The organism is Pontibacter litorisediminis, assembly GCF_029360645.1.
Classification (GTDB): Bacteria; Bacteroidota; Bacteroidia; order Cytophagales; family Hymenobacteraceae; genus Pontibacter; species Pontibacter litorisediminis.
The window spans coordinates 406,091-431,435 of sequence record NZ_JARDUA010000002.1 but is presented as its reverse complement, the minus strand read 5'-3'; the positions used below and the strand labels follow the sequence as shown (position 1 = coordinate 431,435).

General features: G+C 53.5%; 19 protein-coding genes. 9 read left to right on the top strand and 10 right to left on the bottom strand.

Going from position 1 to position 25,345, the window contains the following annotated elements; genetic code table 11:
- Positions 1-210: 210 nt before the first annotated feature.
- The 7 genes from PXG97_RS08090 to PXG97_RS08060 all read right to left on the bottom strand — a co-directional run bounded on the left by PXG97_RS08090 (position 211) and on the right by PXG97_RS08060 (position 10,530).
- Positions 211-1,509: a sensor histidine kinase gene (locus PXG97_RS08090; protein ID WP_276497247.1), complete on the bottom strand. Its 1,299-nt coding sequence runs from the start codon at positions 1,507-1,509 to the stop codon at positions 211-213.
- Positions 1,493-2,872 carry a sigma-54-dependent transcriptional regulator gene (locus PXG97_RS08085; RefSeq protein ID WP_276497246.1) on the bottom strand — a complete coding sequence of 460 codons (1,380 nt, stop codon included), beginning with the start codon at positions 2,870-2,872 and terminating at the stop codon, positions 1,493-1,495. The genes PXG97_RS08090 and PXG97_RS08085 overlap by 17 nt, the downstream gene beginning before the upstream one ends.
- Before the next feature lie 1,017 nt (positions 2,873-3,889).
- The gene (locus tag PXG97_RS08080; protein WP_276497245.1) at positions 3,890-5,071 is read right to left on the bottom strand and encodes an ABC transporter permease; all 1,182 of its coding nucleotides are present in this window, start codon (positions 5,069-5,071) and stop codon (positions 3,890-3,892) included.
- Positions 5,068-6,309, bottom strand: a complete 1,242-nt coding sequence (locus PXG97_RS08075) for an ABC transporter permease (protein WP_276497244.1) — start codon at positions 6,307-6,309, stop codon at positions 5,068-5,070. The genes PXG97_RS08080 and PXG97_RS08075 overlap by 4 nt, the downstream gene beginning before the upstream one ends.
- Positions 6,310-6,311: 2 nt before the next feature.
- Positions 6,312-7,013, bottom strand: a complete 702-nt coding sequence (locus PXG97_RS08070; protein WP_276497243.1) for an ABC transporter ATP-binding protein — start codon at positions 7,011-7,013, stop codon at positions 6,312-6,314.
- A 650-nt stretch (positions 7,014-7,663) separates the two neighbouring features.
- Entirely contained in the window at positions 7,664-9,145 is a 1,482-nt protein-coding gene (locus PXG97_RS08065; RefSeq protein WP_276497242.1) for a TolC family protein, read from the bottom strand.
- 140 nt (positions 9,146-9,285) lie between these two features.
- A complete protein-coding gene (locus tag PXG97_RS08060) occupies positions 9,286-10,530 on the bottom strand; it encodes an efflux RND transporter periplasmic adaptor subunit (protein ID WP_276497241.1) in 1,245 nt (414 codons plus the stop codon).
- A 238-nt stretch (positions 10,531-10,768) separates the two neighbouring features.
- Here PXG97_RS08060 and PXG97_RS08055 point away from each other — a divergent pair, with 238 nt between their 5' ends.
- The 7 genes from PXG97_RS08055 to PXG97_RS08025 all read left to right on the top strand — a co-directional run bounded on the left by PXG97_RS08055 (position 10,769) and on the right by PXG97_RS08025 (position 18,238).
- A complete protein-coding gene (locus PXG97_RS08055; RefSeq protein ID WP_276497240.1) occupies positions 10,769-11,347 on the top strand; it encodes a hypothetical protein in 579 nt (192 codons plus the stop codon).
- An 80-nt stretch (positions 11,348-11,427) separates the two neighbouring features.
- Positions 11,428-12,111, top strand: a complete 684-nt coding sequence (locus PXG97_RS08050) for a 2'-5' RNA ligase family protein (RefSeq protein ID WP_276497239.1) — start codon at positions 11,428-11,430, stop codon at positions 12,109-12,111.
- Positions 12,112-12,223: 112 nt separating this feature from the next.
- Entirely contained in the window at positions 12,224-12,826 is a 603-nt protein-coding gene (locus PXG97_RS08045; RefSeq protein ID WP_276497238.1) for a short chain dehydrogenase, read from the top strand.
- A 67-nt stretch (positions 12,827-12,893) separates the two neighbouring features.
- The gene (locus PXG97_RS08040) at positions 12,894-14,669 is read left to right on the top strand and encodes an aminopeptidase P family protein (RefSeq protein ID WP_276497237.1); all 1,776 of its coding nucleotides are present in this window, start codon (positions 12,894-12,896) and stop codon (positions 14,667-14,669) included.
- A 519-nt stretch (positions 14,670-15,188) separates the two neighbouring features.
- Positions 15,189-15,629, top strand: coding sequence for a GNAT family N-acetyltransferase (locus PXG97_RS08035; RefSeq protein WP_276497236.1), 441 nt, complete (start codon positions 15,189-15,191; stop codon positions 15,627-15,629).
- Positions 15,630-15,632: 3 nt separating this feature from the next.
- Positions 15,633-16,334 carry a 3'-5' exonuclease gene (locus PXG97_RS08030; RefSeq protein WP_276497235.1) on the top strand — a complete coding sequence of 234 codons (702 nt, stop codon included), beginning with the start codon at positions 15,633-15,635 and terminating at the stop codon, positions 16,332-16,334.
- A complete protein-coding gene (locus tag PXG97_RS08025) occupies positions 16,331-18,238 on the top strand; it encodes a DUF294 nucleotidyltransferase-like domain-containing protein (protein ID WP_276497234.1) in 1,908 nt (635 codons plus the stop codon). Before PXG97_RS08030 ends, PXG97_RS08025 begins: the two co-directional genes overlap by 4 nt.
- 56 nt (positions 18,239-18,294) lie before the next feature.
- On the opposite strand, the gene PXG97_RS08020 is transcribed toward PXG97_RS08025, so the two are convergent.
- Entirely contained in the window at positions 18,295-20,214 is a 1,920-nt protein-coding gene (locus tag PXG97_RS08020; protein WP_276497233.1) for a T9SS type A sorting domain-containing protein, read from the bottom strand.
- Between the two features lie 729 nt (positions 20,215-20,943).
- Between PXG97_RS08020 and PXG97_RS08015 the strand changes: the two genes are divergently transcribed.
- Together PXG97_RS08015 and PXG97_RS08010 are read left to right on the top strand one after the other, a co-directional pair.
- Positions 20,944-22,425, top strand: coding sequence for a PQQ-dependent sugar dehydrogenase (locus PXG97_RS08015; RefSeq protein ID WP_276497232.1), 1,482 nt, complete (start codon positions 20,944-20,946; stop codon positions 22,423-22,425).
- Positions 22,426-22,571: 146 nt separating this feature from the next.
- Positions 22,572-23,489 carry an AEC family transporter gene (locus tag PXG97_RS08010; RefSeq protein WP_276497231.1) on the top strand — a complete coding sequence of 306 codons (918 nt, stop codon included), beginning with the start codon at positions 22,572-22,574 and terminating at the stop codon, positions 23,487-23,489.
- Between the two features lie 63 nt (positions 23,490-23,552).
- Here the strand turns inward: PXG97_RS08010 and PXG97_RS08005 are convergent, their stop codons facing one another.
- Positions 23,553-24,182 carry a hypothetical protein gene (locus tag PXG97_RS08005; RefSeq protein ID WP_276497230.1) on the bottom strand — a complete coding sequence of 210 codons (630 nt, stop codon included), beginning with the start codon at positions 24,180-24,182 and terminating at the stop codon, positions 23,553-23,555.
- A gap of 334 nt (positions 24,183-24,516) precedes the next feature.
- Positions 24,517-25,047, bottom strand: coding sequence for a CopD family protein (locus tag PXG97_RS08000; RefSeq protein ID WP_276497229.1), 531 nt, complete (start codon positions 25,045-25,047; stop codon positions 24,517-24,519).
- Positions 25,048-25,345 lie beyond the last annotated feature (298 nt).

The following is a 25,345-nucleotide window of genomic DNA, read 5'->3' as shown; positions in this document are numbered from 1 at the left end:
TCGCTACGGAAATATTTGCAATAGTGTTACATTCTTTTGAAAATAAAGCTGCTGCTTAAAATAATTCAAATAGAAGGTGCTGAACGGAGCGTTTTTAGGCTAATAGTCCTACTTGTTAAGTATAAATACCTGCTGCTGAAGTTGAACAAACCTTAGCAGCCATCCATACATATGTTGCCTGACCTATGAGTATGGCCAGAGGGCAGGCCCCTAGAACCTGATCCGGAAGGTGGTGTGGTGGCTGTTCTCAGAACTGAGGGAGAAGCCGAAACCGTGGTTGACGAGGATGTCCCGCACCATGGTCAGGCCGATACCCTGGCCGTTGGCTTTGGTCGTGTAAAAAGGGGTGAACAAGTTAGCCTGCACCTCTGCCGGAATGCCCCCGCCGGAGTCTGTTATGCTCAGCTGCTGCGGGTTTGCGCTGGTGGCAACCAGGATCTCTCCATCTGTGCCAATAGCCTCCATGGCATTCTTGAAGATGTTGAGCAGCACCTGCTCCAGCTGCTGAGAATCCAGCGGAACGACGAGCGGCTCCGGGTTTAGCTGCCACTGCAACCGTATGTTACGGCGCTTAAGCTCCGGCTGCAGCAGGCGTTGCAGGTCGTGCAGTAGCGTGTGCACATCGGTTGGTACTTTTTTGGGTTGTGGCAGGCGTACGACCTCGGCAAAATTAGCCATGAAGCGGCTCAGGTTGGTGTTGCGGTCCGTCGCTACCTGCAACACATGCGTCAGGTCCTCCTGGTCCTCGGGCTGCAGCTGCGAAGTATAGAACCCCAAAGAGCCAAGTATAGAGTTAATGGCCCCGGTGGTGTTATTCACCTCATGCGACATCACCCGGATCACTTTCTCGTAAGCCTGGCGCTCGTTCTGAAGTATGGCCTCGGTAAGCTCTTCTATAAGAATAAAATAATGCTGAAAGCCACGGTCCTGGAAATGGGCGCGGTGGCAGCGGTACGTCCAGATGCCGTTGATGCGGAAGGTGGCAGACTGGCCGGTGGGCAGGTCTTTCAGCTCCCTGGCCCAGGCCTCGGGCAACTGGCTTACATGCTTGCCAAGCAGTGCCTCGGCTGGCTGCCCCAGAAACCGTTCGGCCGCCGGGTTTATACTCTCCACCTGGTTATCGAACCCCAGCAAGATGATGCCGGCAGGGGAGGCCTGGATGAGCTTTTCGAGGAGAAAGTGCTTTTCGGCCTGTGCCACGCGCTCTTGCCGCAGCTGGTCGATCATGCGGTTGTACACATTCACCAGTTCGTCCAGGTCCTTTTGCCCCACCGCCATAAACTTGGTGGAGAAGTCCTTGTCCCTGATCGATTCGATACCGGAGCGGATAAGCTGCAGCGGCTTGAAAAAAGAGCGGTAGAGCTGGTAAGTCACGAACGCCGACACAATGATCAGCAGCTCCATGCCCAGGAACAGGAACTTGTTATGCTGCAGCAGGAACCAGCCCAGCGCCAGCAACAGGCCGTGTATCAACACGGCGAAAAGTATGAACTTAGTCCGCAGCGTCATACGGGATGTTGAACTTGTCGAGGCGGCGGTACAGCGCGGCGCGGCTCAGGCCAAGGGCGCGAGCCACCTTGCTGATGTTATTTTGATAGAAGTCCATGGATTTGCGGATCATGGAGGCCTCCATTTCCTCCAAGGTCATGGTGCCCACGGCAGGCAGAGCCTTGTCTCCTGGCTTAGAGGGGCTTTGCTGCGCCTGCGCCTGGAAATCCTCGGCCTGCAGCACATCCCGCTCAGCCACCAATACGGTTCGCTCCACCAGGTTCTTCAGCTCGCGGATGTTGCCGGGCAGCGGCAGCTCCTTCAGCCACTGCAGCGCCCGCTGGCTTACCTCCAGCTCCGGGTGGTTGTAGGTTTTCTTGAGGTTGTTCACAAAGTACTGCACCAGCAGGGGCACATCTTCGTCCCGCTCCCGCAGGGCAGGCAGCTTCACTTTTATCAGGTTGATCCTGTAGTATAAATCCTCCCGGAATTTGCCTTCCTCCACCAGCTTTGCCAGGTCCTTGTTGGTGGCGCATACCACGCGAATGTCGAGCTTTCGGGAGCGGCTGTCGCCCAGCACCTCGTAGGTGCGGTCCTGCAGCACGCGCAGCAGCTTTACCTGGCTGCCCAGGTCCAGTTCGCCGATCTCATCCAGAAAGATGGTGCCTTTGTTTGCCATTTCAAAACGCCCCACCCGGTCTGCCTTGGCATCGGTAAAGGCGCCGCGCTTGTGGCCGAACATCTCGCTCTCGAAGAGGGTGGAGGAGATGCCGCCCAGGTTCACTTTTATAAATGGCTGGCTCTTGCGCAGGCTGTTGCGGTGGATGGCCTCGGCGATAAGTTCTTTACCCGTGCCGCTTTCGCCCTCTATCAGCACAGAGGCATCGGTGGGGGCAATCTGGCCGATCTTCTTGAGGATCTGCAGCAGCTGCGGGTCCTGTCCGATGATGTTCCCGAAATCATACTGCTGGTCCAGCTTTTTGCGGGTAAGGGCGCCACCTGTTTCCTGCGGCTCCTGCGAGAGGCTTAGGGCTGTGCGCACCGCCTGCAAAATGTAGTCGTTGCTCCAGGGCTTGGTGATGAAATCGGCCGCCCCCAGGCGCATGCCCTCCACAGCCAGGCCAATGGAGCCCCAGCCCGTGATCAAAATCACCGGCAGCTTCGGGTACAGGCTTTTAAACTTGCCCAACAGATCCAGCCCGTCATGCCCGGTGGTGTCGATCGAGAAGTTCATGTCCATGATGACCAACTCCAACGGAAGCTGCCCAGCCGCCTGCAGGGCCTCCTGCGGGGTAGCTGCTTCCTTGGGTTTAAAGCCGTTTTGCTTGAGCAGCAGGCTCAAAGAGGCGCGCACGGCCATATCATCGTCGATTATCAGGATCATGGTGGAGATTTAGAAGTATAAAGATAAGGTTTTAGAGTATAAATTGATAATGAGAAGTTGTGCTGCTAAGCTCTTCTGGTTTTGTTTTCTGTTGTTCATTTCTGTCGCAATGGTCCGCAGGTGCGTATTCCTGCCTTAGCCATTCTCGCTGTTCTGGACATTTTGTCCTGAGCCAAGCCTGCTGCGGATTTCCTAATCAGCGTGAGCCGTACTTTGGCTATACTTCCTAACCGCAGCCTCCTGCTGGCGCAAGCGTCTGCTTGTGCCTTTGCTTAGTCTCTGCTCCCGCTGCCTGAACTGAGCTTGTAGCTCGTGCTTTCTCTATTGCCACTGCTTCCTTCAGCTTGAATCAAGCTAACCTATCTAGTTACAGCTGATCCTCCAGTCTTACAACCTTGATTGTTTCACCTCTGGCTGTGGTGCTCTCCAGCCCGAGAGGGCTCGTCTTCGGGCATCGCGCTGGGAGCTTTTCCTTTGCTCCTGACGTCGCAATGCCTCGCCTCCGGCTCGGCACCGGAAAAACTCGCATAGGCGCTCAACCCAAAGACTGGGAACAGATTCGATAGCTGCTGCTGACGGAGCTTGAACAGAGCTCTCTCCATTGTCCTTAGGGAGGATAATCGCCTGCAGATTCCCCTCCTCGTGGGGTTGGGGTGGGTTAATCGTTCCCAACAATTCCCCTCCTCTGGACTAGCCGAAACGCAAGTTCTAAGCTAGCGTGCGTCAGTTCGTTTGGGATGGGTACATCCTTTGTAGGAACAGATCCTGAATCTGTCCGGGCAATGGCAGCAGCTACCAAACTTCTACTTCAGCAATTGCAGCGACAGGCCTCTCCTCTTTAGCTTTTTAAATCCGCCCCTGCACCCCCAGGAGGGCCAGGAGTTGTTGAAACCGGCTGTGCAAAGCGCTAACTCCAGCTATGTCCTGTTTAGCAGGGGCTGGGGTTAGGCAATTATAGGTTTCCTGGCTTTTGGCAGCAGTGGTTGTTCCCAGTTCAGTTCTTCAGGTATCTAAGCCCTATTCCTCGTGCAGGGCCACGGCTGGGTGTATGCTTGCTGCCTGGCGGCTAGGGTAAAACGCGCAGATAGCCGTAAGCAGGTAGATGATGCCGACAGCACTCAGCAGCGCGATAAAATATACCTCAGACTCTACCTGGAACACCTGCAGCAGCGGGAACTGTACGGCAAAGAAAACGCCCAGCAGCAGGCCGAATGTCGCCAGCACCAGCACTTCGCCGATGAACTGCCAGTAAATCTGGCTGGAGGCAGCACCCAGGGCTCTGCGCAGGCCAATCTCTCCGTTGCGGCGGCTGATGTTATGCCACAGCACCCCAAACAGGCCCAAGGCCACATTGAAGATCAGGAAGCCGCATACCAGCCCCAGCGCGATCATTGGCACCAGCGTAAGCTTCGCCTTGTTCTGCCGCATTTTCTCCAGCGTGGATACTTCAAGTGTCCAATCTTTGCCAATACCGGAAATATCGCGCACCATCTTCTCTTCGAAGGCGACTCCTGTGCCAGGCTTTACCCGGATCAGCAGTTCATTCCAGAAAGAGTCTTTCTTCTCCTGCAGGTTCAGGCGGGTAAAAAAAGCCGGTTCTTCCGCAGCAAACTCACTATAGGCGCGGTAATGGTCTATTACTCCCACCACCTGGTAGTTAATGGAGTCGCTTATGGGAATCAGTTTGCCAAGAGGCTCCTCCTCGCCGAACAGTTGCTGCTGCAAGGCTTTGTTGATGACAATCGGCCTGTGGTGAGAAGCATCGTCTACGGGGCCGAACCAGCGGCCCTGGCTCACTTTCAGCTGCAGAACATCCTTTAAGTCATCCTCCGCCTCGTAGGAGTCGGCCATAAGTTCTTTCACGTTGCCATACGACAGCATGTCCCGCATCTGGCTAAAAGCAAAGGGGGCATTACTATTCCCTAGGGAGGCATACTGTACTTCCGGGTATGCGCGCACCCGCTGCAGTACCTGCACCAGGTTTTGGTGGTTTAGCGTCGTAGAGTCACTGTTGGGGCGCATGGTGAGCATCCACACGTTCTCATGTGCAAAGCCCAAGGGCTTGGTGTAATTGCGTATGTTGTACACCACCAGGCTCAGCACCCCGAACAGCACCAGAAAGCAGAAGAAAATTTCGGTGATCAGCAGGAAGTTGCTCTTCTTCCGGTTCCAGATCAGTTTAAAGAGATGGCGTATCATTTTGTACCTCCTTTCAGCGCCTCAACGGCATGTAAGCGTGACATTCTATAGGCCGGATAGACTCCGGAAAGTAAACCAAAAACCAAACAAAGCAGCAGGCCGATGGAGAACACGCGAAGGTTCAGACCCAGGTCTGCGTACACAATCAAGCCGCTGTCGTTGATAAGCCACAGCACAAGCGCAGACAAGGCAAAGCCTAGCAGGCCGCCCAGTAGCGTCAGGAAAATGTTCTCAATAATAAACTGGCCGATGATGGCAGAGGACGTGGCGCCGAAAGCTTTGCGCACCCCAATCTCTGAGGAGCGCTCCATAATGCGGCTAACATTAATGTTCACCAGGTTGATGGTAGGCAGCAGCATGAACAGGAGTGCCAGAACTGTCAGGATAGCGTAGAGTTTACCCAAGCCAGCATCCTGGCCGTTGCCCAACAAGGTGCGGGCTATACTCTCCAAAAAAGTATCCGGGTAGGAGTGCAACTTAGTACCTTTTACTGGTTGCTGCCGCTCCACCGCCTGCATCATAGTGGCATACTCTTCCTTTATTTTAGGGACGTCATCAGAAGATCTGGCCTTGATGGTGGCAAAGTAGGTGCCATGCAGCTGAGGCTTGTTGAAGTCCTGGCTCTTGAGTGTGATCGGCACCCACACATCGGCGTAAGACTGTACCCTGAGTACCGGTACATCCTCTACCACACCTACCACTTTATATTTTACCTGGTCCACTTCAATGGTTTTTCCCAAGGCCTCCTCCGTGCCGAAGTACTGCTTGCGGGTATGCTCGTTGATGACGGCAACGCGGCTGGCGCTTTGCACCTCCTGCTGGCTGAAGGCATGCCCCTCCAGAAAGTTAAAATCAAGAATATCCCAAAACTCTCTATCGGTGTACTTGATGTCGAGGGCCAACTTACGGTTATCAACGTAGCTGTTGACCTGGGTGAACATCGAGTTGATAGACACCTTCTCTGGCGTGTGCAGGGGGCGCACGTTGCGGCTCAGGAAGTGATAGCTGGCGGGGCCGCTCCTGGTGTGGCCGCCTTCCACCTGCTCCCGCAGAATATTCACAAACAGCAGGCGGTCAGTGTCCCGCTCCGGCATCTGCGGACCAAAGGTATGGTCGAAGATAGAGGTGGCCACCATAAGCACCATTAACGTGAAGGAGATGCCAAAGAGGCTGATGAAGGTGAAGAACTTGCGCCGCAAGAGCACCTTCCAGGCGATTTTGAGATAGTTCCTAAGCATGGCTATACTTGCTGTAGGTTCGCGAATACCTTGGCGTCAGATACCTGCTGCCCGTCGAAGAAGCGTACCAGACGCTCGGTTTTCTGGGCCATGTTCTCGTCGTGCGTCACCATCACGATGGTTGTGCCGTCTATGCGGTTCAGGTCCAGCAGGATGTTCATGATCTCTTCCCCCATCACCGAGTCCAGGTTACCGGTAGGCTCATCGGCCAGTATGATCTGCGGCTGGCCTATCAGCGCACGGGCAATGGCCACGCGTTGGCGCTGCCCGCCGGAGAGCTGTGTGGGGTAGTGCTTGGTGCGGGCGCTGAGGCCTACTTTCTCCAGAGCGGTCTTGGCCCGTTTGGTGCGGTCGGAAGCGGAAATGCCACTGCGGTAGAGCAAGGGCAGCTCCACGTTGTCCAGCACGCTCAGGTCGTTTACCAGGTGGTAGCTCTGGAAAACAAAACCGATCTTCTCGTTGCGGATGTGCGCCAGCTCTTTGTCTTTGTAGCTGGTGATGGTGTGTCCGTCAATCTCCACCGTGCCCTGCGTCGGCACGTCCAGCAGGCCCATGATGTTGAGCAGCGTGGACTTGCCGCAACCCGAGGGACCCATAATGGAGAGGAATTCGCCTTTGGGAACCCGCAGGTTCACGTGCTGCAGGGCCACCGTCTCGATAGACTTGGTCTGGTAGACCTTTTCGATGTTGGATAAAGTGATCATAGTTTTAAATATAATGTCTTTTGGTTTTTATGGTGATTCAGTGGTTTGTCTGCTTTCGATTTCCTGGCGCAAGTCTTCAGACTTGTGTCTTATAATGATGTTGAGTCTCTGACTCGACTGGCTTGAAAAGCCATACTTTATACTTTGGCCATACTTCCTATACTTGCCGATTTATGCTTTATATTCGCTGGCGCGAGCTTGTAGCTCGTGTCCTTTTATACTTTGCCTATACTTCCCTTAGCCCCTGCTTCCTTCTACTTGAATCAAGCTATCCTTTCTAGCTGCCGTTCCTCCTCAGTCTTATAGACTTATCGTTGCACCTCTGGCTTTGGAGCTCTCAAGCCCGAGAGGGCTCGTCCTGGGGGTAGGGGCCCTCGATAAGGGCATCGCGCGGTGTACATTTCCTTTGCTGTCGCAATTTCGCTGAAGCGAAACCGTAAATCTACAAGGCGCTCAACCCAAGGACTGGAAACATATTCGATAGCTACTGCTTTGCAACTTGAGCCAAGCTCCCTCCCCTGTTTTTAGGGGAGGGCCGGGGAGGGGTGAAAGCTCCCCTCCTTAGCCAAGGAGGGGTAGGGGTGGTTAGACCCAGTACTGCCGAATGCACCCTCCCCAGTTCTTAGGGGCAGTTGAATTCATACTTGCCTTCATAACTCCTCCTGTGCCTCTGCCACAATCGGTTCCTGTCGTTCAAAATCATAAAGTGTCAGTTGTCTTAAAGTATAATGTGCTTCCCAGAACTCGCTGAGCGAAGCGATGTAGGCGCGGCGAGCCTGGTCCTTTTCGGCCAAGGCAATGTTCAGGTCAGTGATGCTGATGCGGCCGATGAGGAACGTGTTCTTGGCGATCTCGTAGCGCTCGGTGGCAATGGCATCGGCCTCGGCCGTGGTTCTGATGCGCGATTTCAGGGTGTTGTACTGATTTACCTGCGTCAGCACGGCCTGCTCAAAGTTGGTCTCCTCCTGGCTGATCGTGTATTCCACCAACTGCTGGTTGAGTTGCGCCACTTTTGTCACGGAGCGCTGGCGGCCCCAATCCAGGATGGGCATGCTAAAACCGATGCGCGCGCGCTGTTGGTTGTCGGGGCGGCTGTAGATGTCAGTAAAGGTTGCCCCGCGGTTCGTAAGCCCAAAGGTGGCGAATACACTGGCGTTAAATCCATTATCCCCACGTGCTTTGGCCACTAGGCTCTCGGCCTCCAGTATCCTGCGCCTGAAGTTTATACTTTCCTTGCGGTTCTTTTTAGCCTCAGCCAGTGCCACGTCAGTTAGCACGGTTGCATCCGGTATCGTTTCGGGCACATGCAGGCTGAAACGGCTGCTGTCTTTCAGGCCAATGTAGTTGCGCAGGGCCAGCGCGGCTGTCTGCTCATCCAGGTTAGCCTGCGCCAGTGCCAGATCGGAGTTAAGCACCGCCAGGCGCAGCTGCAGCAGGTCGTTTTTAGACAGGCGGCCGAGTTTATACTTTTCCTGCGCCACCTGGTACAGCGTGTCGTTGTTGGCCAGGTTCTTGGCGGCTATACTTTGGTTTACCTGTGCCAGCAGCAGATCAAAGTATAAACCGGTGGCTTTTACAGCTATCTCTTCCCGATCCTCCACATACTGCTTCTGGGCTTCCTCGTAGCGCAGGGGCTCTATTTTTTTATTCCAGCGCAGGGCGTTGTAGGCAAACAGCGGTTGCTCCAGCCCGATGATGGCCGGGTTGCCGTTGTAGCGGGTCTGGTCACGGTCAAAATCATCGAAGCGCTGCATCAGCGAAGTAACGAACACCTTGCCGCCGGTGGGGCTGATGACCTGGCTCAGCGTTAGGCCAAGGTCGGTGTTGTTGATGGAAACCGGCCTGAACTCGGTGGTGCCGTCGGGCTGTGTTACGGGCGTGATGGTGCGGCTGAAATCCGGGAGCGTGCCTTCCAGGCTGAGCTGCGGCCGGTACTCTGATTTCACGCTGCGCCACTTCCAGTAGCTGTTCTCCCGGCTGGTCTCCACCTGCAGCGCCTCCGCCGACTGCGCCTGCGCCAAAGCTACCACCTCCTGCAGGCTCAGTGGCCTAGTTCCAGGCTGTGCTATACTTTGGCCGCAGTGCAGGGCAAAGAACACAAACAACAAACAGTATGGGTAATGCTTTTTCATAGTTTCAGTTTAAGCGTATCTCGTAGCACGTATCAGGTAGCACGATTTCTAGTGTTGTAAGCCTGTGGCTTTATACTTTTGGCCTGCACTTCCGAAATATCCGAATCGAGCTACGTGTGTCGTGTTACTTGATTCGGATCTTACTTCAAGCGCACCTTCTGGATGTGCTCATACTCCTTCATATCCGAAATCACCACCACATCGCCGGGCTGCACGCCGTTTTCCAGTTCTACAAAATCGGTGTTGCTCACGCCGGTGCGGGCGGGTACCTGCAGCAGTTCATCCTCGCGCAGCACGAACACCTTGTCCGGTGAGCCGCTGTTGAAGTAGGGGCCGTTTTTCACGCGCAGCGTATTGTCTTTCGTAGCGGTGGTTATGTATAGGTCCACGCGCAGGCTGGGGCGCAGCAGCTGGTGGCTTTTCTCCTGCAGCGCCACGTAAAACGTCACGGTACCATTCTTAACCGAAGGTTCGATGGCCACGATGCTGCCTTTCAGGTCGGTGTTATTGATGCGGGTAGTCGCCTCGCCGCCTACATGCAGTTGGTCGGCAAAGGCGTCGGAGATGCTGGCCTGCACCCGAAAGCTGCTTAGGTCGGCCAGGCGTGCGATCACTTCGCCTGCATTTACGCTGCTGCCAATTTCATTTTTCACCCAGGTTACCACGCCGGGGCGGGTGGCTCGTACTTCGGCCTGTTCCATCTTGCGTTCCAGTTCCTCCAGTGAGCGGCCGTTCATTGCCAGGGTAAAACTTAACTCCTGCTCATCGGCTTTCAGCAGTTTGCGCTCGCTTTCAATATCCTGCTCCAGCTGCGCCAGTTCCTGTTGGGCAATTGTTAGCTTCAGCTCCGCCTGCTTTACCTGCTCGCGTGTGCCGCCGCCAATCTTTAGCAGGTACTGCTCGTCTTCCAGCTGCGCCTGCAGGCTTTTCACGTTCATGCGCTTTATAGCCAGCTGCGACTCCAGGCTGTTCAGCTTTTTCTCCAGCTCCAGGCGCATCTGCACGCTCTTGTGCTGGTTCAGCTGCTGCTCGTCCTTCAGCTTAGCGTAGGCGAGTTGGGTAAAGGAGCGGTCCAGCAGCAGGATCTGCTCTCCCGGCGCCACCTGTTCCCCGCTGTTGCGCACCACCTGCTCAATGCGCGCCTGAATTGGGCTCGTGATGGCCTGCTCATACTCCGGCACCACCACGCCTGAGGCGGTTAGGGTAGCTACCACTGGCCCGCGCTCCACTACGGCTGTGCGAACCTCGCTACGGCTGATGCCGGGAGCGATGACGTTTCTGAACCCAAGGACAGCCGCCAGCACCAGCGCTGCGGCTATTCCTAATTGCCAGATGCGCTTGCGGCGGTTGGCTTGTTTGGTAGCGGCTGATAATTCACGATCCATAGTTTTATTTTATACTTGCTCGTGAGGGTATAGCCAATTTAGGTGCCAGTTATGTAAGTGGTTGATATACTGATGTTTGTGCTTTAAAATGTTGGCTTTTAGGCTTTTGGAGGTGTTCAGTATTGAACAGTTTGTTCGGTTTTGGGAGGGGGAGTTATGAAATGTAACTAAATTTAATGACGAGTAATGGTTGCTAACAATCATTCCTGAATTTGACAATTGGAATATTTAGTTTGCTGTGAGAAATGAAAGCACTGAGATGAGCAACAATAGGAAATCTAAGAACTTTGAATTAGGCACAATTTGGATGTCTTACCACAATGAACTTAATTATCTAAGAAAACTAGTAAGTTTTGAAGTAGATAATAATTGGAATAGAGCCTTTGTTAGATCGTTGGCAAGTATGATTGAAGGTATCAGCTATAGTGTGCGACAGCATCTTTTAAAGAATTATGAAAATAACATAATAGAACTATCTGCTGAGGAGATAATCCTGTTAAAGGAAAAGACTATAGATCTCAAAGATAATGGTGATGTTAAAATGAAAGATAGGTTTTATGGTTTTAAACCAATGTTTAACTTTACCTATAAACTCTACGCTCAAAAGAATCATAAAAACCTGTTATCCATAGATGTTACATATGATGAATCGGTCAAGCAGCTATTAGAAGTTATAAAAGTGAGAAACCGGATCACTCACCCTAAAAGTGGAAAAGATGTTTTTGTGTCCGGAGCTGAAACAAGACTAGCCGATGAAGTATTTACTTGGTATCACAGCTTTCTATTTGAGCTATTTGATGGTGATATATTGAATTAAGAAAGAAGAACAATTTTTGACTTCTGCTAATAATAGAACATGATATCAAGAATTATCATTCTCCTTCTAAAACCACCCTCATGAACCTCCCGGAGCACTACGATACCCTCTACAGAACTGCGATAGAGAAGATCCGCTCCGGCCAATACCAGCTCGACCCGCTGCTGGAATCGCCCAATGACAATCGTTTCGGCATCACGCTGCTGCTGCGGCCCGACAAGCAGACAAAGCAGCACATCCAAAGCTTTCTTAGCGAGCTGAGAGCCGTAGACCCGGCGCAGTATTACTACCCGAACTCGGACATCCACATCACGGTCATGTCGATTATCTCCTGCTACAGCGGCTTTGCGTTGGAGCAAATCTCTGTTCCGGCTTATGTGGAGCTAATCCGGGAAAGTATACCTGACAAGCGGGAGATCAATATCAGCTTTAAGGGCATTACGGCCTCACCGTCCTGCGTGATGGTGCAGGGTTTTATGCTTGATGCTACGCTGAACGAGCTGCGGGAGAACCTGCGGGTGAACTTTAGGCATTCCGGGCTGGAGCAAAGTATAGACAAGCGTTATACCATACAAACAGCGCACGCCACCGTGGTTCGTTTCCGGAAGGAAATCAGCAACGTGAATGCATACCTGCAGGTGCTGGAGAAGTACAGGCACCACGATTTCGGAACGTTCAGGGTCGAGACCCTGGAGCTGGTCTACAACGATTGGTACCAGCGCGAAAAGCATGTGCAGGTGCTGCACCGGTTCGAGCTTCTCTAAGCGCCCGGCAGCTTTCCCTCCAATCCAACCTTTATACTTACTTGGGGTTATACTTTCTGTAAACCAGAAGTATAACCGTATACTTTATACATCAACCAAAACCTGATAAACTATGAAAATTTTACTCGTTGGCGGCACCGGCACCATCGGCAAACGCATTTACTGGCGCCTGCAGGACGCGCACGAAATTGTAACCGCTGGCTCCAAGAGCGGCGACGTGCAGGTAGACATGACAGACACGCGCTCTATAGAGGAAATGTTCAGCACCGTGGGCAAGGTAGATGCGCTGGTGGTGGCAGCCGGCGGGGCGCCTATGGCGCCTGTGCAGGAACTAACAAACGAGCAATTCCAGGAAGGTATACGCAGCAAGATGATGGGGCAGATCAACCTGGCACTTATCGGGCAGAAGCACCTGAACCCCGGTGGAAGCATCACCTTAACTTCAGGCATTCTGGCAGAAGACCCGATTGCCCTGGGCGCGGTGCTGAGTACGGTAAACGGTGCCGTAAATGGCTTTGTCATAGGGGCCGCAGGAGAGCTGCTGCAACAGGGCTTTCGCATTAACGTGGTAAGCCCCGGCATTGTAGAAGACTCGGCAGAAGCCATTGGCAGTTACTTCCCCGGCCATAACCCGGTGCCGATGGAGCGGGTGGTGAACGGCTACCTTAAAAGTATATTGGGCATCTGCACGGGGCAGGTCATCAAAGTCTATTAAAGGGCCTTTCCTGAGCATTTCTCCCTATCTTTCCTTAATTTGCCTCAAACCGAAAAGAGATTTTTACATGACCTACCCAGAAAGATTAGCAGCCATCCGAAGCCAGATGAAAGGCGAGGGCGTGAGTGCCTACATCATTCCATCGGCTGATCCCCATATAAGTGAGTATGTGCCAGACAGGTATAAGTGCATAGAGTTTGCCTCCGGCTTTACCGGCTCGGCAGGCACCCTGGTGATTACCGAAGAAGCAGCGCACCTGTGGACGGATGCCCGCTACTTTGTGCAGGCCAACGAGCAGCTGGAAGGTACCGGTTTTGAGCTGGCGAAGCTGCACGTGCAGAACGCTCCGGAGTACATCGGCTGGCTGGCCGAGCGCCTGCCGGAGGGAGCCACCGTGGCTTTCGACGGGAAGCTGATTTCGGTAGCGCTGGCGCAACTGCTGGAGGCACAGCTAACGCCCATCGGATTTAAAATAAACAGCGACCGCGATTACCTGGAGCCGATCTGGACTGGCCGTCCTGACTTGCCTGCTGCCCCGGCCTTTTTGCTGGGTGAGGAAGTAGTGGGGGAGAGCCTGGAGAGTAAGCTGGAGCGCCTGCGTAAGGCTCTGAAAAAGCACAGAGCTGAGTACCACCTCATCTCTTCGCTCGATGACCTGGCCTGGCTCTTCAACATGCGCGGCTCCGATGTGAAGTGCAACCCCGTAGTGCTGAGCTTTGCCCTCATCAGCCAAGACAAGGCCATGCTGTTTATTGACACCACCAAACTCTCGGAAGAAGACCAGGCCAGGCTAAGAAAAGCGGACGTGGAGCTGGAGACCTATGACATGATCGAACGGGCTGTGTCGGCTATACCTGGCAACAGCATTTTGGTGGACCCGCGCCGCAACTGCTATGCCCTGTACAAAGAGCTGCCAAAAGAGGTGCGCGTAATTCAGGATACCAACCCCACCACGTTCTTTAAAGCCATGAAGAATGAGGTGGAGGTGCAGCACACCCGCCAGACGATGATAAAAGATGGCGTGGCGCTGACCCGCTTCTTTAAATGGCTGGAGGAGAACATCGGCAAGACCCGGATTACGGAGCTGACGGTGGTGGAGAAAGTACGCGAGTTCCGGGCACAGCAGGACGGCTTTGTGGGCGAAAGCTTCGATACGATTTCCGGCTACAGAGCGCACGGTGCTTTGCCGCACTATAGAGTTACAGAAGAGAGTGATGTGGAGCTGCAGCCAGAGGGCCTGTTTTTGGTAGACTCCGGCGGCCAGTATACATCCGGCACCACCGACATTACGCGCGTGGTATCGCTGGGTAACTTAACCGAAGAGGAAAGTATAGACTACACCTTGGTGCTGAAGGGCATGATCGACGGCTCTACGGCCCGCTACCCAAAGGGCACGAAAGGGTACCAGATCGATGCCATCACCCGCAAACCGCTCTGGGACTATGCCCGCAACTACGGCCACGGCACCGGCCACGGCGTCGGCTTTTTCCTGAACGTGCACGAAGGCCCGCATGTGCTCAACCCAACGCCAACGGCTGTAGACCTGGAGCTGGGGATGATTTCTTCGGTGGAGCCAGGCATTTACCGCCCGGGCAAGCACGGCATCCGCATCGAAAACCTGGTGCTCACCGTGCCCGACGAAACTAACGACTTCGGCGAGTTCTATACCTTCGAGCACCTGACCATGGCCCTAATCGACACCACGCCGGTGAAGAAAGAGCTGCTGGAGGCGCACCAGATCAAATGGCTGAACGAGTACCACCAGCAAGTGGTGGAGAAACTCGGCCCACACCTGGCAGAAGATGAACTGGCCTGGCTGAAAGAGAAAGCGAAAGCGATATAGGGTGAACCCCAGCCCTCCCCTAAGAACAGGGGTGGGAATTCTGCTTAACCGGGTCCAACCACCCCTGGCCCCTCCTTGTCTAAGGAGGGGAGTTCGGTTCAAGCTGCGTCAGCCGTGGCTATCGAATCTGATCCCAGTCCTTGGGTTGAGCGCCTTGTGAGATCCGGTGCTCAGCTTGCTGAGCAGCCGCAGCGCAGCGGAGGCAGGAGGGAACACAGCGCGATGCCCTTATCGAGGACCCCTACCCCCAGGACGAGGCCACTCGGCCTTGAGAGCAGAAAGCTAGAGTTGAAACGAGCCGCCTGTAAGGCCGAGGATGAACTGAGACTAGCAAGGATAGCTTGTCTCAAGATGCAGAAATCAGAGGCCGTAGCTAAAGGCACAAGCGGACGCTTGCGCCAGGAATAGGTGTGGCTAAAATAGAAGATGGTTCTTCAAGCCAGCTGGGTTGCAAACCCGGAACTATAGCAGGAGAAAACTCTGAAGACCTGCGCCAGGAAGTTGAAAGCATAGGTATGGATGATGCAGATAACAGAAATAACAGCCGAAGAAACCTGGCAACTCAGGCGTGAAGTGATGTGGCCGGAACAAAGTATTAACTATGTGCAGCTGCCGGAGGATAGAAACGGCCAGCACTTCGGCTTATACTTGTCAGGAGAGCTGGTAACTGTGGTGTCGTTATTTGTGGAGGGGGAGCGGGCGCAGTTCCGCAAATTTGCTACGTTGCCGCAGCACCAGGGTAAAGGCTATGGCACAGCTTTGCTGCAGCACCTCTTCCAGGTGGCAGCAGCACAAGGCATCACACAGCTCTGTTGCAATGCGCGGCAGGAGAAAGCAGGTTTTTACAGGCGCTTCGGGCTGCAGGAAACGGATCGTACCTTTATGAAAGGTGGCAAAAGCTATGTGGTGATGGAGCGCAGTATACCTATGCCTGCGGCAGTAGCAAGTGCAGCAGATTAACTCATGCGCGAGTTTATACTTTTTATCGACACCGAAACCACCGGGAAACCACTTGACTGGAGGGCACCTTATACAGACGCAAAGAGCTGGCCATACTCGGTGCAGATTGCTTGGGCCGTTTATACCAAAGAAGGAAAGGAGCTGAAGGCAGAGAGCCATTACGTTTATGAGCCGGAGCTGGAGATTTCAGCGGAATCTGAGAAGATCCACGGCATCACGAAGGAGTTTCTGCAGGCCAATGGCAAAGCCAGAAAGGAAGTGCTCTCGCAGCTGGCCAAAGACCTGGAGCAGTATCAGCCGCTGCTAGTGGGCCATTTTATGCAGCTCGACTACCACATGCTGGGGGTGGGCTTCCATCGGGCAAACCTGCCCAACCCGCTGCCGCAGTTGCCCACCTTCTGCACCATGAATGCCTCTGGCAAGTTTCTACTGGGGCCCCGGCAGCGCTTTTTAAGGCTGGGCGAACTGTACGAGCGCCTCTTTCGGGAGCCGCTGCTGCAGCAACACGATGCCGCCGTGGACGTAAAGGCAACCGCTGCCTGTTTCTTTAAGCTGGTGGAGCAGGGCGACATTACCCCGGAATCCATTCTAGAGCAGCAACAGGTACAGCAGAAGTTTGCCGGATCATCCGCTAGAATCAACGTACAGCTGCTTATCGTACTTGCTATCTTTATACTTGCTGTTTTACTCATCACGTTGCTATGACAGATAGACTAGAGTTTCTGAAAACGGTGAAGCCCTTTAACCTGCTGCCGGAAGAGGTGCTGTTAGGGGTGGCCGACCTGCTGCAGGAGGTAAAGTATACCAAGGACACCGCTATTTACCTGCAGGAAGTAACCAAGATGAAAGGAGTAGACCTGATTGCGCAGGGCGAGTATGAGAGCTTTTTCTACGACAGTGAGCAGAACAAGCGCTTGGTGGAGCACCACCAGCGGGGCTACTGTTACGGCGGTATTTCCGTTTTGCTGAACCGCAAACGCTCCCTGCGTTCGGTTATCGCCAAAAAAGGCACCGTCGTATACTTCCTGCCGCGCCGCGATTTCAGGCAGCTCTGCCAAGGCTATGAGGACTTCTTCCACCACTTCACGGCGGAGTTTGGGCGCCGCATGCTTAACGATGAGTTTGCCCATTTTGTAAAGAAGCCGACCGCCTTCGAGGATAACTTCATCGCCTCAGACCAGCTGTACTCCCGCAAGATAGAAACGCTCGTGTACCGCGACCTGGTCACCTGTACTGCCGACACCCCTATTTTTGAGGCTGCCCGCCTAATGGCTGACAAGAAGGTGAGCTGCCTTTTTGTACAGGAGGCGCAGGGGCAGATCATCGGTTACCTGACCGACATCAGCATCCGCGATAACGTGGTGGCCAGGCAGGTGAGCGTGCAGGAGCCGGTGCAGGGGGTAATGGATAACCCGATCGTGCGCATTAGCACCCAGGCCTATGTATATGAGGCCATTCTGATGATGTTCCGCACTAAAACGCGTTACCTGCTGATAGAGGAGGAGGGGCAGTACCTGGGCTTTATCAGCCGGAACAAGCTGCTGAGCGAACAGGCGCAGTCGCCGTTCGTGTTCATCCAGTCGGTAAAGCTGGCGCAGTCGGTGGAGGAGCTGCGGCGCAAGTGGGAGAAGGTGCCGGAGATCGTGTACCAGCTCCTGGACCGTGGGGTGAAGCCTGAGATCGTGAACCAGGTGATCACCACCGTGTCGGACACCATTGCCACCAAGGTAATTGAGGGGGTGATTGAGGAAATGGGCACACCGCCGGCCAAGTTTGCCTTTATGGTGCTGGGCAGCGAAGGCCGCAAAGAACAGACCCTGAGCACGGATCAGGACAATGCCATCATTTACGAGGACAAGGCCAACGAGCAGCGGGAGCTGGTGCGGGCATATTTCCTGAAGTTCGCTGAGCAGGTATCAGAGCGGCTGGATACGATTGGGTTTAGCTTCTGTAAAGGTGGGTTTATGGCGAAGAACTCCAAGTGGACACACTCGCTCTCGCATTGGAAGCGCAACTATAGCAGCTGGATGCAGGAGCCGGAGCCGGAAACGGTGATGAAGTTCTCCACCTTTTTTGATTGCCGCTTTATTTACGGCGAGGCCACTATCATAGACGAGCTGCGGGAGTACCTGGACCAGGAGCTGCAGAAGCCGCTGGGCCGTTTCCTATACCACATGGCCAAAAACGCGCTGCAGTACGAGCCACCGCTTACGTTCTTTAAAAATATCAAGACCTTTACCAAAGGTAGCCAGGAGGTGTTCGATATCAAGAAAACCATGACACCCATTGTGGACCTGGTGCGCGTGTACGCGCTGAAGAACCGGATCTTTAAAACCAACACGGGCGAGCGCCTGGAGGCCCTGCGCGACCAGGGGGAGTTTACCGATACGGATTTCCAGGAGCTGATGCACGCCTATTACTACCTGATGAGCCTGCGCCTGCGGAAACAGGCCGTGCAGATCATTCAGGACAGAGCCGAGCCTGACAACCTGATCGACATCCGCAGCCTGACCCGCATTGAGCAGGTAACGCTGAAGGAGATCTTTAAAACCATCGCTAATTTCCAGGCAAGTATAAAGCTGAAGTTCACGAACTCGCTGGTGGGATAAAAGGAGGAGGCTATACCTAAGGTAAGTATAGCCTGCTCCTGGTTCTGCTGTTTAACCTACTTGTTCACCAAAATCCTGAGTGTCTGCACATCGTCTGCTGTAACCAGGCGGAGGTAATACACCCCTTTGCGCAACTGGGCTGTCCTTAGCTCCAGGTCCAGCATTCCGTTATGGGTGCCCTGCCCCTCAGCTACTATAGCTAACCGCTTACCGCCTGCGTTATAGAGTTCCAGCCGGTAAGGCTCACCTTCGCTGATGGAAAGTACCACTTTGGCCCAATCAATGAGCGGGTTCGGATAAACTTGCATCCTCATCAGCTTCTCATACACAGCCCAGGCACCACAAGCACCGAGCCGGTCTTCGGAGTGGTTACGCAGGTGGGCGGCTACGGCCGAAGCAGGGAGGCAGAGCGTGTTGCCTTTGTGGCACAGCGCTACTTTTCCGTTGCCGCAACGCACGTCCACTACCGTGATTGTGACAGAGGCTGTGGCGGTACACTCCCCGTTGTAGGCCGTAACGGTGAAGGTATAGCGGCCGGCAGCCATGGGCGTGAAGACAGGGGCTGCAGCAGTTGCATCGCTTAAACCTTCTGCGGGACTCCATGCATACCGCTCTGCGCCAGAGGCCACCAGCTGCACGCTCTGCGGGCCGTAGCCCAAGTATAGGGTAGCAGGGTCGCCGCCTGTGTAAACATCTGAGGTGGGAATGACGGAGATGGATGGGGTGGGGGTGATACAGGGCTCTTCTCCGCTGAATTTAACAATCCAGTAATCAATAGAAACTCCGCGATTAGGCTCAGTTTTATCTCCGCTAACACCAGACGAAGAAGTGCCTGCAATTACATAGTCTCCCGGATTGACTTCTATGATTGTCGATAAGCCTTCTCCGCTGCTGCCCCCAATTGTTTTATCCCACTCAATATTTCCTTCTGCGTCTGTTTTCACGATCCAAAAGTCGGTGCTGCCTTTGCTATCCTCACTCTTCTCACCAGAGGCATCAGACTCAGAGACACCACCCAGTACATACCCTCCGTCGCTAGTCTGCTGGATTGATGATAACTCGTCTGAATCGGTGCCACCGTAGGTACGATCCCATTCTTTGTTCCCGTTGCTATCGGTTTTAATTACCCAGAAATCACCGAATTCTCCACCACGGAACTCCTCGCTCTTGTCTCCCCCTATACTTGAGCCAGATGATCCACCAAGCAAATAACCGCCATTTTCTGTCTGTATAACGTCAGAGAGATAGTCTCCCAATAGGCCACCAAAAGTTTTATCCCACTCCTTGTTTCCTTCCGCGTCTATCTTCACAATCCAGTAATCGTACCCCATGCCAAAGTCATCATCGTTTCCCCAGTTAGGTTCACTCTTTTCGCCAGAGATATCTGACTCAGAGGAACCTCCTAAAATAAAGCCTCCGTCATTGGTCTGCTGAAGTTGGGCTAACAGGTCAGATTTATCTCCTCCGTAGGTGTGGTCCCATTCCTTATTGCCATCAGCATCAAGCTTTATTACCCAAAAGTCATTTTCTCCTCTTGAAGGCTCACTTTTTTCACCACTAACTTCCGAACTGGAAGTGCCGCCAAGCAAGTAGCCCCCGTCTGAAGTCTGAATAATGTCTCTAAGCCAGTCTGAGCTTTCCCCGCCAAAGGTTTTCTCCCATTCTATGTTGCCTTGTGCATCAAGCTTTATAACCCAGTAATCAAATCCTCCACGTGAGTCTTCAGATTTTTCTCCACTGCTCTCCGAAAGTGAGGCACCCCCTAATATATACCCGCCATCACTGGTTTGCTGTAAAGCGCTAAACTCATCACGATCACTGCCCCCATAGGTCTTATCCCACTCTATGTTCCCTTCTGCATCTACTTTTATGATCCAATAGTCATTGTCACCCCTAGTTTCTTCGCTTTTATCGCCACTAACTCCCGAGCTGGAGGTGCCACCCAAAATATAACCTCCATCAGCAGTTGTATCCATATCGCTTAACAGATCCCAGTTTTCTCCCCCATACGTCCGATCCCACACCACTTCCTGCGCATAGGCAGGTAAAGCAAGGGAGATTAATACGACAAGACAAAGAAGCCATCGGCTGAGGCGGTGCTGCCTGCTAGCGGCATTTGAACATATAAAAGTTGTTTTCATAGTATAAGCTGTAAGTGTGAAAAAAATAGAATAGGCTTGTAAGGAAGTATGGTTGACTGTGAAAACAGTAGTGGCGGGCGGTAGCTAGGAGTGGGAGAGGCTGGTGTAGACAATCCTAGTAGATGTATCGCCTCCTATCGGGTGTGTTGCGCAAGGCTCAGAATATTTCTTCTGGGTGAAGGGGATGGATCAATCAGATCTGCAGGTAATTATTTTTACCTAATCAAATATTTTATTGTTCTATATTTATAGTGGATAAGCATTTTTTTGTAGTCTACTCTGTCTCCTCAGAAGAATCGACGCTATAGCCGGGCTTTTGACTGCAGTTTATGGAGACGGAGAAGGCGCAGACGAAAATGAGTTGGCGGCTAAAGTGGGGGAGCAATTCTTTATGGGAGGTGCAACCTTTCGGATCGAAATCAATAAAAGAAGATGCTTTTCAAACGATAAAACTTTTCCTGAATGCCACTTAAACATTTACTCAAATCATCCCTGTTGATTACTGCACTGGCAACACCATTAGGAGCTTTTCCCCAGGGAGCTCCACCTGCCGCTACTGAAACCGTGAAAATAGAAGTGCCGGAAAGCATGCGGCAGGAGCCTTTTAACGTGGATCGCTTTGCCAGTGTGCCCGCCAATTTTAAGTTGGAAGTGTATGCCCGCCTGAGAGGAGCACGTTTCATGGCGGTGGCGCCAAACGGCGACCTGTTCGTGTCAAAGCCCGATAACGGCTACATCAAAGTCTTCCGCCTGGATGCTAGCGGGGGTGCACCCAAAGAGCATGACTTTGCCACCGGGCTGCAGAAGCCGCACGACATTGTGTTTCACAAAATAGGTGACCAGCAGTACGTTTACATTGCCGAGAAGAACAGGATCATCCGCTACAAGTACAGCAACGGCGACCTGCAGGGGCAAAACATGGAGGTGGTGGTAGACAACCTGCCGGACGAGAGCCTGTCAGAACTGAAGGGCAACTATGGGCACGTGCTCAAGAACATCGCCCTGGACAGCAACAACAAGCTGTACGTATCTATTGCCTCCACCTGCAACGCCTGTATAGAGGATACACAGAGTGATCCGAAACGTGGCGCCATCTATGTGTATGATGCCAACGGGTCGAACGGTCGCTTGTTTGCCGAAGGCCTGCGAAACGCCGAGGGGCTGGACTTTGTGCCCGGCACCAACGACCTGTGGGTAACCGTGAACAACCGCGATAATGTGGCGTACCCTTTCAAGGATGACACCGGTAACTACGGCAAAGTGGTGCAAAGCTACGTAGACAACAATCCACCCGAGGAGTTTACGCTGGTGCGCGACGGCGGCAACTACGGCTGGCCCTTCTGTAACCCGGACCCGCGCCAGGGAATGGACAACATGCCTTTCCTCAACGATGTGCAGCTAAACCCGAACGGCAGCGTAGACTGCAGCGGCATGGACCGCATCAGCAAGGGCATACAGGCCCACTCAGCGCCGCTGGGCTTTATGTTTACGCAGGATACCAAAATGCCCGAGCCTTATCGCAACGGGGCGCTCATTGCGCTGCATGGCTCTTGGAACCGCTCCAAGGCTACCGGTTACAAAATTATCTATTTTCCGTGGCAGGGCAATAAGCCAGGCGAGCAGATCGACCTGGTGGGCGGCTTCTTGAACAGCGACTCTACAGAGGCCTACGCTCGCCCCGTAGATGTGGCCGTGGACCAGGAGGGCAACCTCTTTATTTCGGATGATGCCGCGCATGCCATTTATAAGCTGACGTACACGGGGCCGCTGGCTTCCGCCGAGAAAGAGGAGCTGGAGCGGGCGGTACAGGTATACCCTAATCCATCACGTGGTAACCTGAAGTTGAAAATAAACGGGCTGAAACATCCGGAGGCGCGGTTTATACTTACCAACGCGCAGTCGGCTAACGTGCTGGACGTGACCAGGCGCTTACACAACGGGGAACACAACCTGCAGCTAGACACCGATAAACTGGCAGCGGGTGTGTATTTTTTAAGTGTGATTGCGGGGGATACCCGGGTAGTGCGGCGCGTGGTGCTGCAGTGATCCAAAAGCGTTAAGAAAAGGCAGAGGTACCGGGGAAGTAGCTCTGCCTTTTTTGTGGCAGGCAAATCCGGCATCGTGCTTCTTCGGTTCAGGAGACTTACCTTTGCGTGCTGCGGCATGCTGCCGCATATTCCTGAAAATTTAAGATGAGCAGTTTTATACTTTTGTTTGGGTGCCTGGGGCTGGGGGTGCTGCTGCAGCGGGTAAAGGAGTTCCCAAGAAACGCGGCGCAGGTGCTCAACCAGTTCATCATCTACATCTCGATGCCGGCGCTGGCGCTATACTTTATTCCCGATGTAAAGCTGAACAGCACGGTGCTGCTGCCGGTGGGGTTGGCCTGGATCTGCTTTGGTGCGGCTGCCTTGTTCTTCTGGAGCCTGGGCAAAGCGTTTGGCTGGTCGCGCAAGTTGGTTGGCTGCCTTATACTTACAGGTGGGCTTGGCAACACCTCCTTTGTCGGGTTGCCCGTGATAGAGGCGCTCTTTGGGCCGGACAGCCTGGAGACAGTGATCCTGATCGACCAGCCAGGAACTTTTGTGGTGCTTTCCACGGCGGGTATTGCTTTGGCGGCCAGCTTCTCCAGAGGTGCAGCCAGCGCCGGGACCATTGCCCGCAAGATTTTCCGGTTTCCGCCTTTTCTGGCCTTTCTGCTGGCGTTGCTGCTCAACCTGCTCGACCTGCACTTTTCTATTGAGATGAAAGAGGTGTTTCAGCGCCTGGGTAGCACCGTGTCTCCGTTGGCGCTGGTATCGGTGGGGCTGCAGTTGCGGCCCGAGTGGCGCAGCAGGCACTGGGGCTTTCTGGCGCTGGGGCTTGCGTTTCAGCTGATGCTGGCACCCCTGCTTATTCTGAGCCTGTACTACGGCGTGTTTGGAGTGCGTGGCGAGTTGCTGCAGATCAGCGTGCTGGAAGCTGCCATGGCCCCCATGATCACGGCAAGTATAGTGGCGGCCTCCAACGGGTTAAAACCGCGCCTGGCCAACATGATGGTAGGTTTCGGCATTCCCATCTCCTTCATCACCCTGGCTTTTTGGTACTGGGTTTTGAATGTGGTTGTTAGTTAATAGTTGTTAGTTGTTAGTTATTGGAGTTCGTAGACAACAAAAACTAACGACCAATAACTAAAACTACTCCTCCTGGTAAGTATCCAGCTTGATTTTCTCGATCAGGAGGTAGTTCTTGAATTGGTGGATGAGCTTGTCCATTTCGCGCTCTTTCTCGGTAAGTGCCTGCACCTCCTCGTCAGAATCCTGCAGCACAGGGCGCAGGCGGAAGAGGCTGTCCTGCAGTTGGGGGATGGCTGCCTCTGTGTGCTGGCGCAGGCCAGGCTCCATGTCTGATTTTAGCGAGTCCTCCAGTTCCTTGATGTACAGCTCCAGGAACGCCATCATGTCCCAGGGGTTGTTGGGGCGGTTCCAGGTGAAGGAGGTGTTGCAGCGGCGGCAGCGGTAGGTGTTAAGCCTCCAGCCGTGCTCGTTGGTGGTAACGCCCTGCCGTTTCAGCATATCGGCTTTCTGGCACTTGGGGCACTGGGCGTTGTCTTCAATCAGCTTCTCCAGGCGGGTGCGCTTCTCCAGGATCGCCACCCGGTTTTCGGCATGCTGCAGCAGTTTGCTTTCCAGGTTCTCGCATGCCTGCGTCAGCTGCTTCTGGTCTTCGCTTAGTTCCCCGTCCACAGCCAGTTGCTCCGCGCGCTTGCTGAAAAAACGAATTAGCTTAACTAACTCTCTCTCGTTTGCCTTCAGTGCTTTGTTCATACTTACAAAGGTAAGGGTTATTCGTTAGAAAGATAAAGGAGTTGGAGAGTTAGAGTGTTTGGGGTTTAGAGAATGAATTAACTCGCTGAAACTTTGGCGCCAGATTACAACTGGTTTTCTGCGGGAGCAGAAAAGGGTAGAGTAGTAAAAGCTCATCCTTTGTTAACTATAGCCAAAGTATAAAGCATAGCTGAAGACATGGTTTCCCTTGCTTCTCCGAAGCAAAGCAGTTATGAACCGCTGTCATCATGAACACAGGTTACGCTATTGCTCAACTGGCGGCAAGAACTGCCTCCACCATAAAAGCATGCTCTGCTTCTTACGCCCAAGTCTTCTACCTTTTCTCCCTCACCCTTTTGTAGATGCGGATGGCCAGCATCAGCATGGCGGAAAAGAGGATAAGCCCGATGATGCCCCAGAGCATACTGAGGGAACTTTTGAGCACAACCAGGAACACGATGCTGATGAGGAAGAGCGTGGCCACCTCGTTCCAGATGCGGAGTTGGGTGGAGTTATACTTGATGCGCCCCTGCTGCTGCTGTTTAAAGATGGCGTGGCAGAGGAAATGGTACACGTAGAGCCCCCCCACAAAACTTAGCTTCCAGACCAGCCAGCCCGGTACGGAGCCGTACAAGTACAGCATACTAAGGCCAAAGATGAGCGTGAGGATGGCGGATGGCCACGTAATGCCGTACCACAGGCGCTTTTGCATCAGGGCCAGCTGCTTCTGAAGTATGGATTTCTCCGGCTCCGACTTTTCTGCGGCTTCTGCATAGTATATAAACAGGCGCACGATGTAGAAAAGGCCGGCAAACCAGGTCACCACAAAGATGATATGCAGTGCCTTTACATAGAAATAGCTCATAGCAGCGGGGTGTGTTTCTGCAAAGGTAAGCCGAAATGTTTAATTGCGGGAGGTGAAGTATAATTCCTGTACCTGGAGGAACAGGCGCGACTGCCTTGCGATACTTGCTGCTACGAAAGGCTTACATTGGCCGAAGCGGTAACAGACTTTGCCTAAGTGCAAGTGGCGCTTGCGCCATTCAGGGTAAAGCAAAAGCGAAGCTGCCGGTCGGCACCCACTCGTGCCGCCCGCTGAGGACCGGCGCCCGCAAAAAGAGAAAGAGGCGCAGTTTGCTGCGCCTCCAGTCCCCGTAAATCAA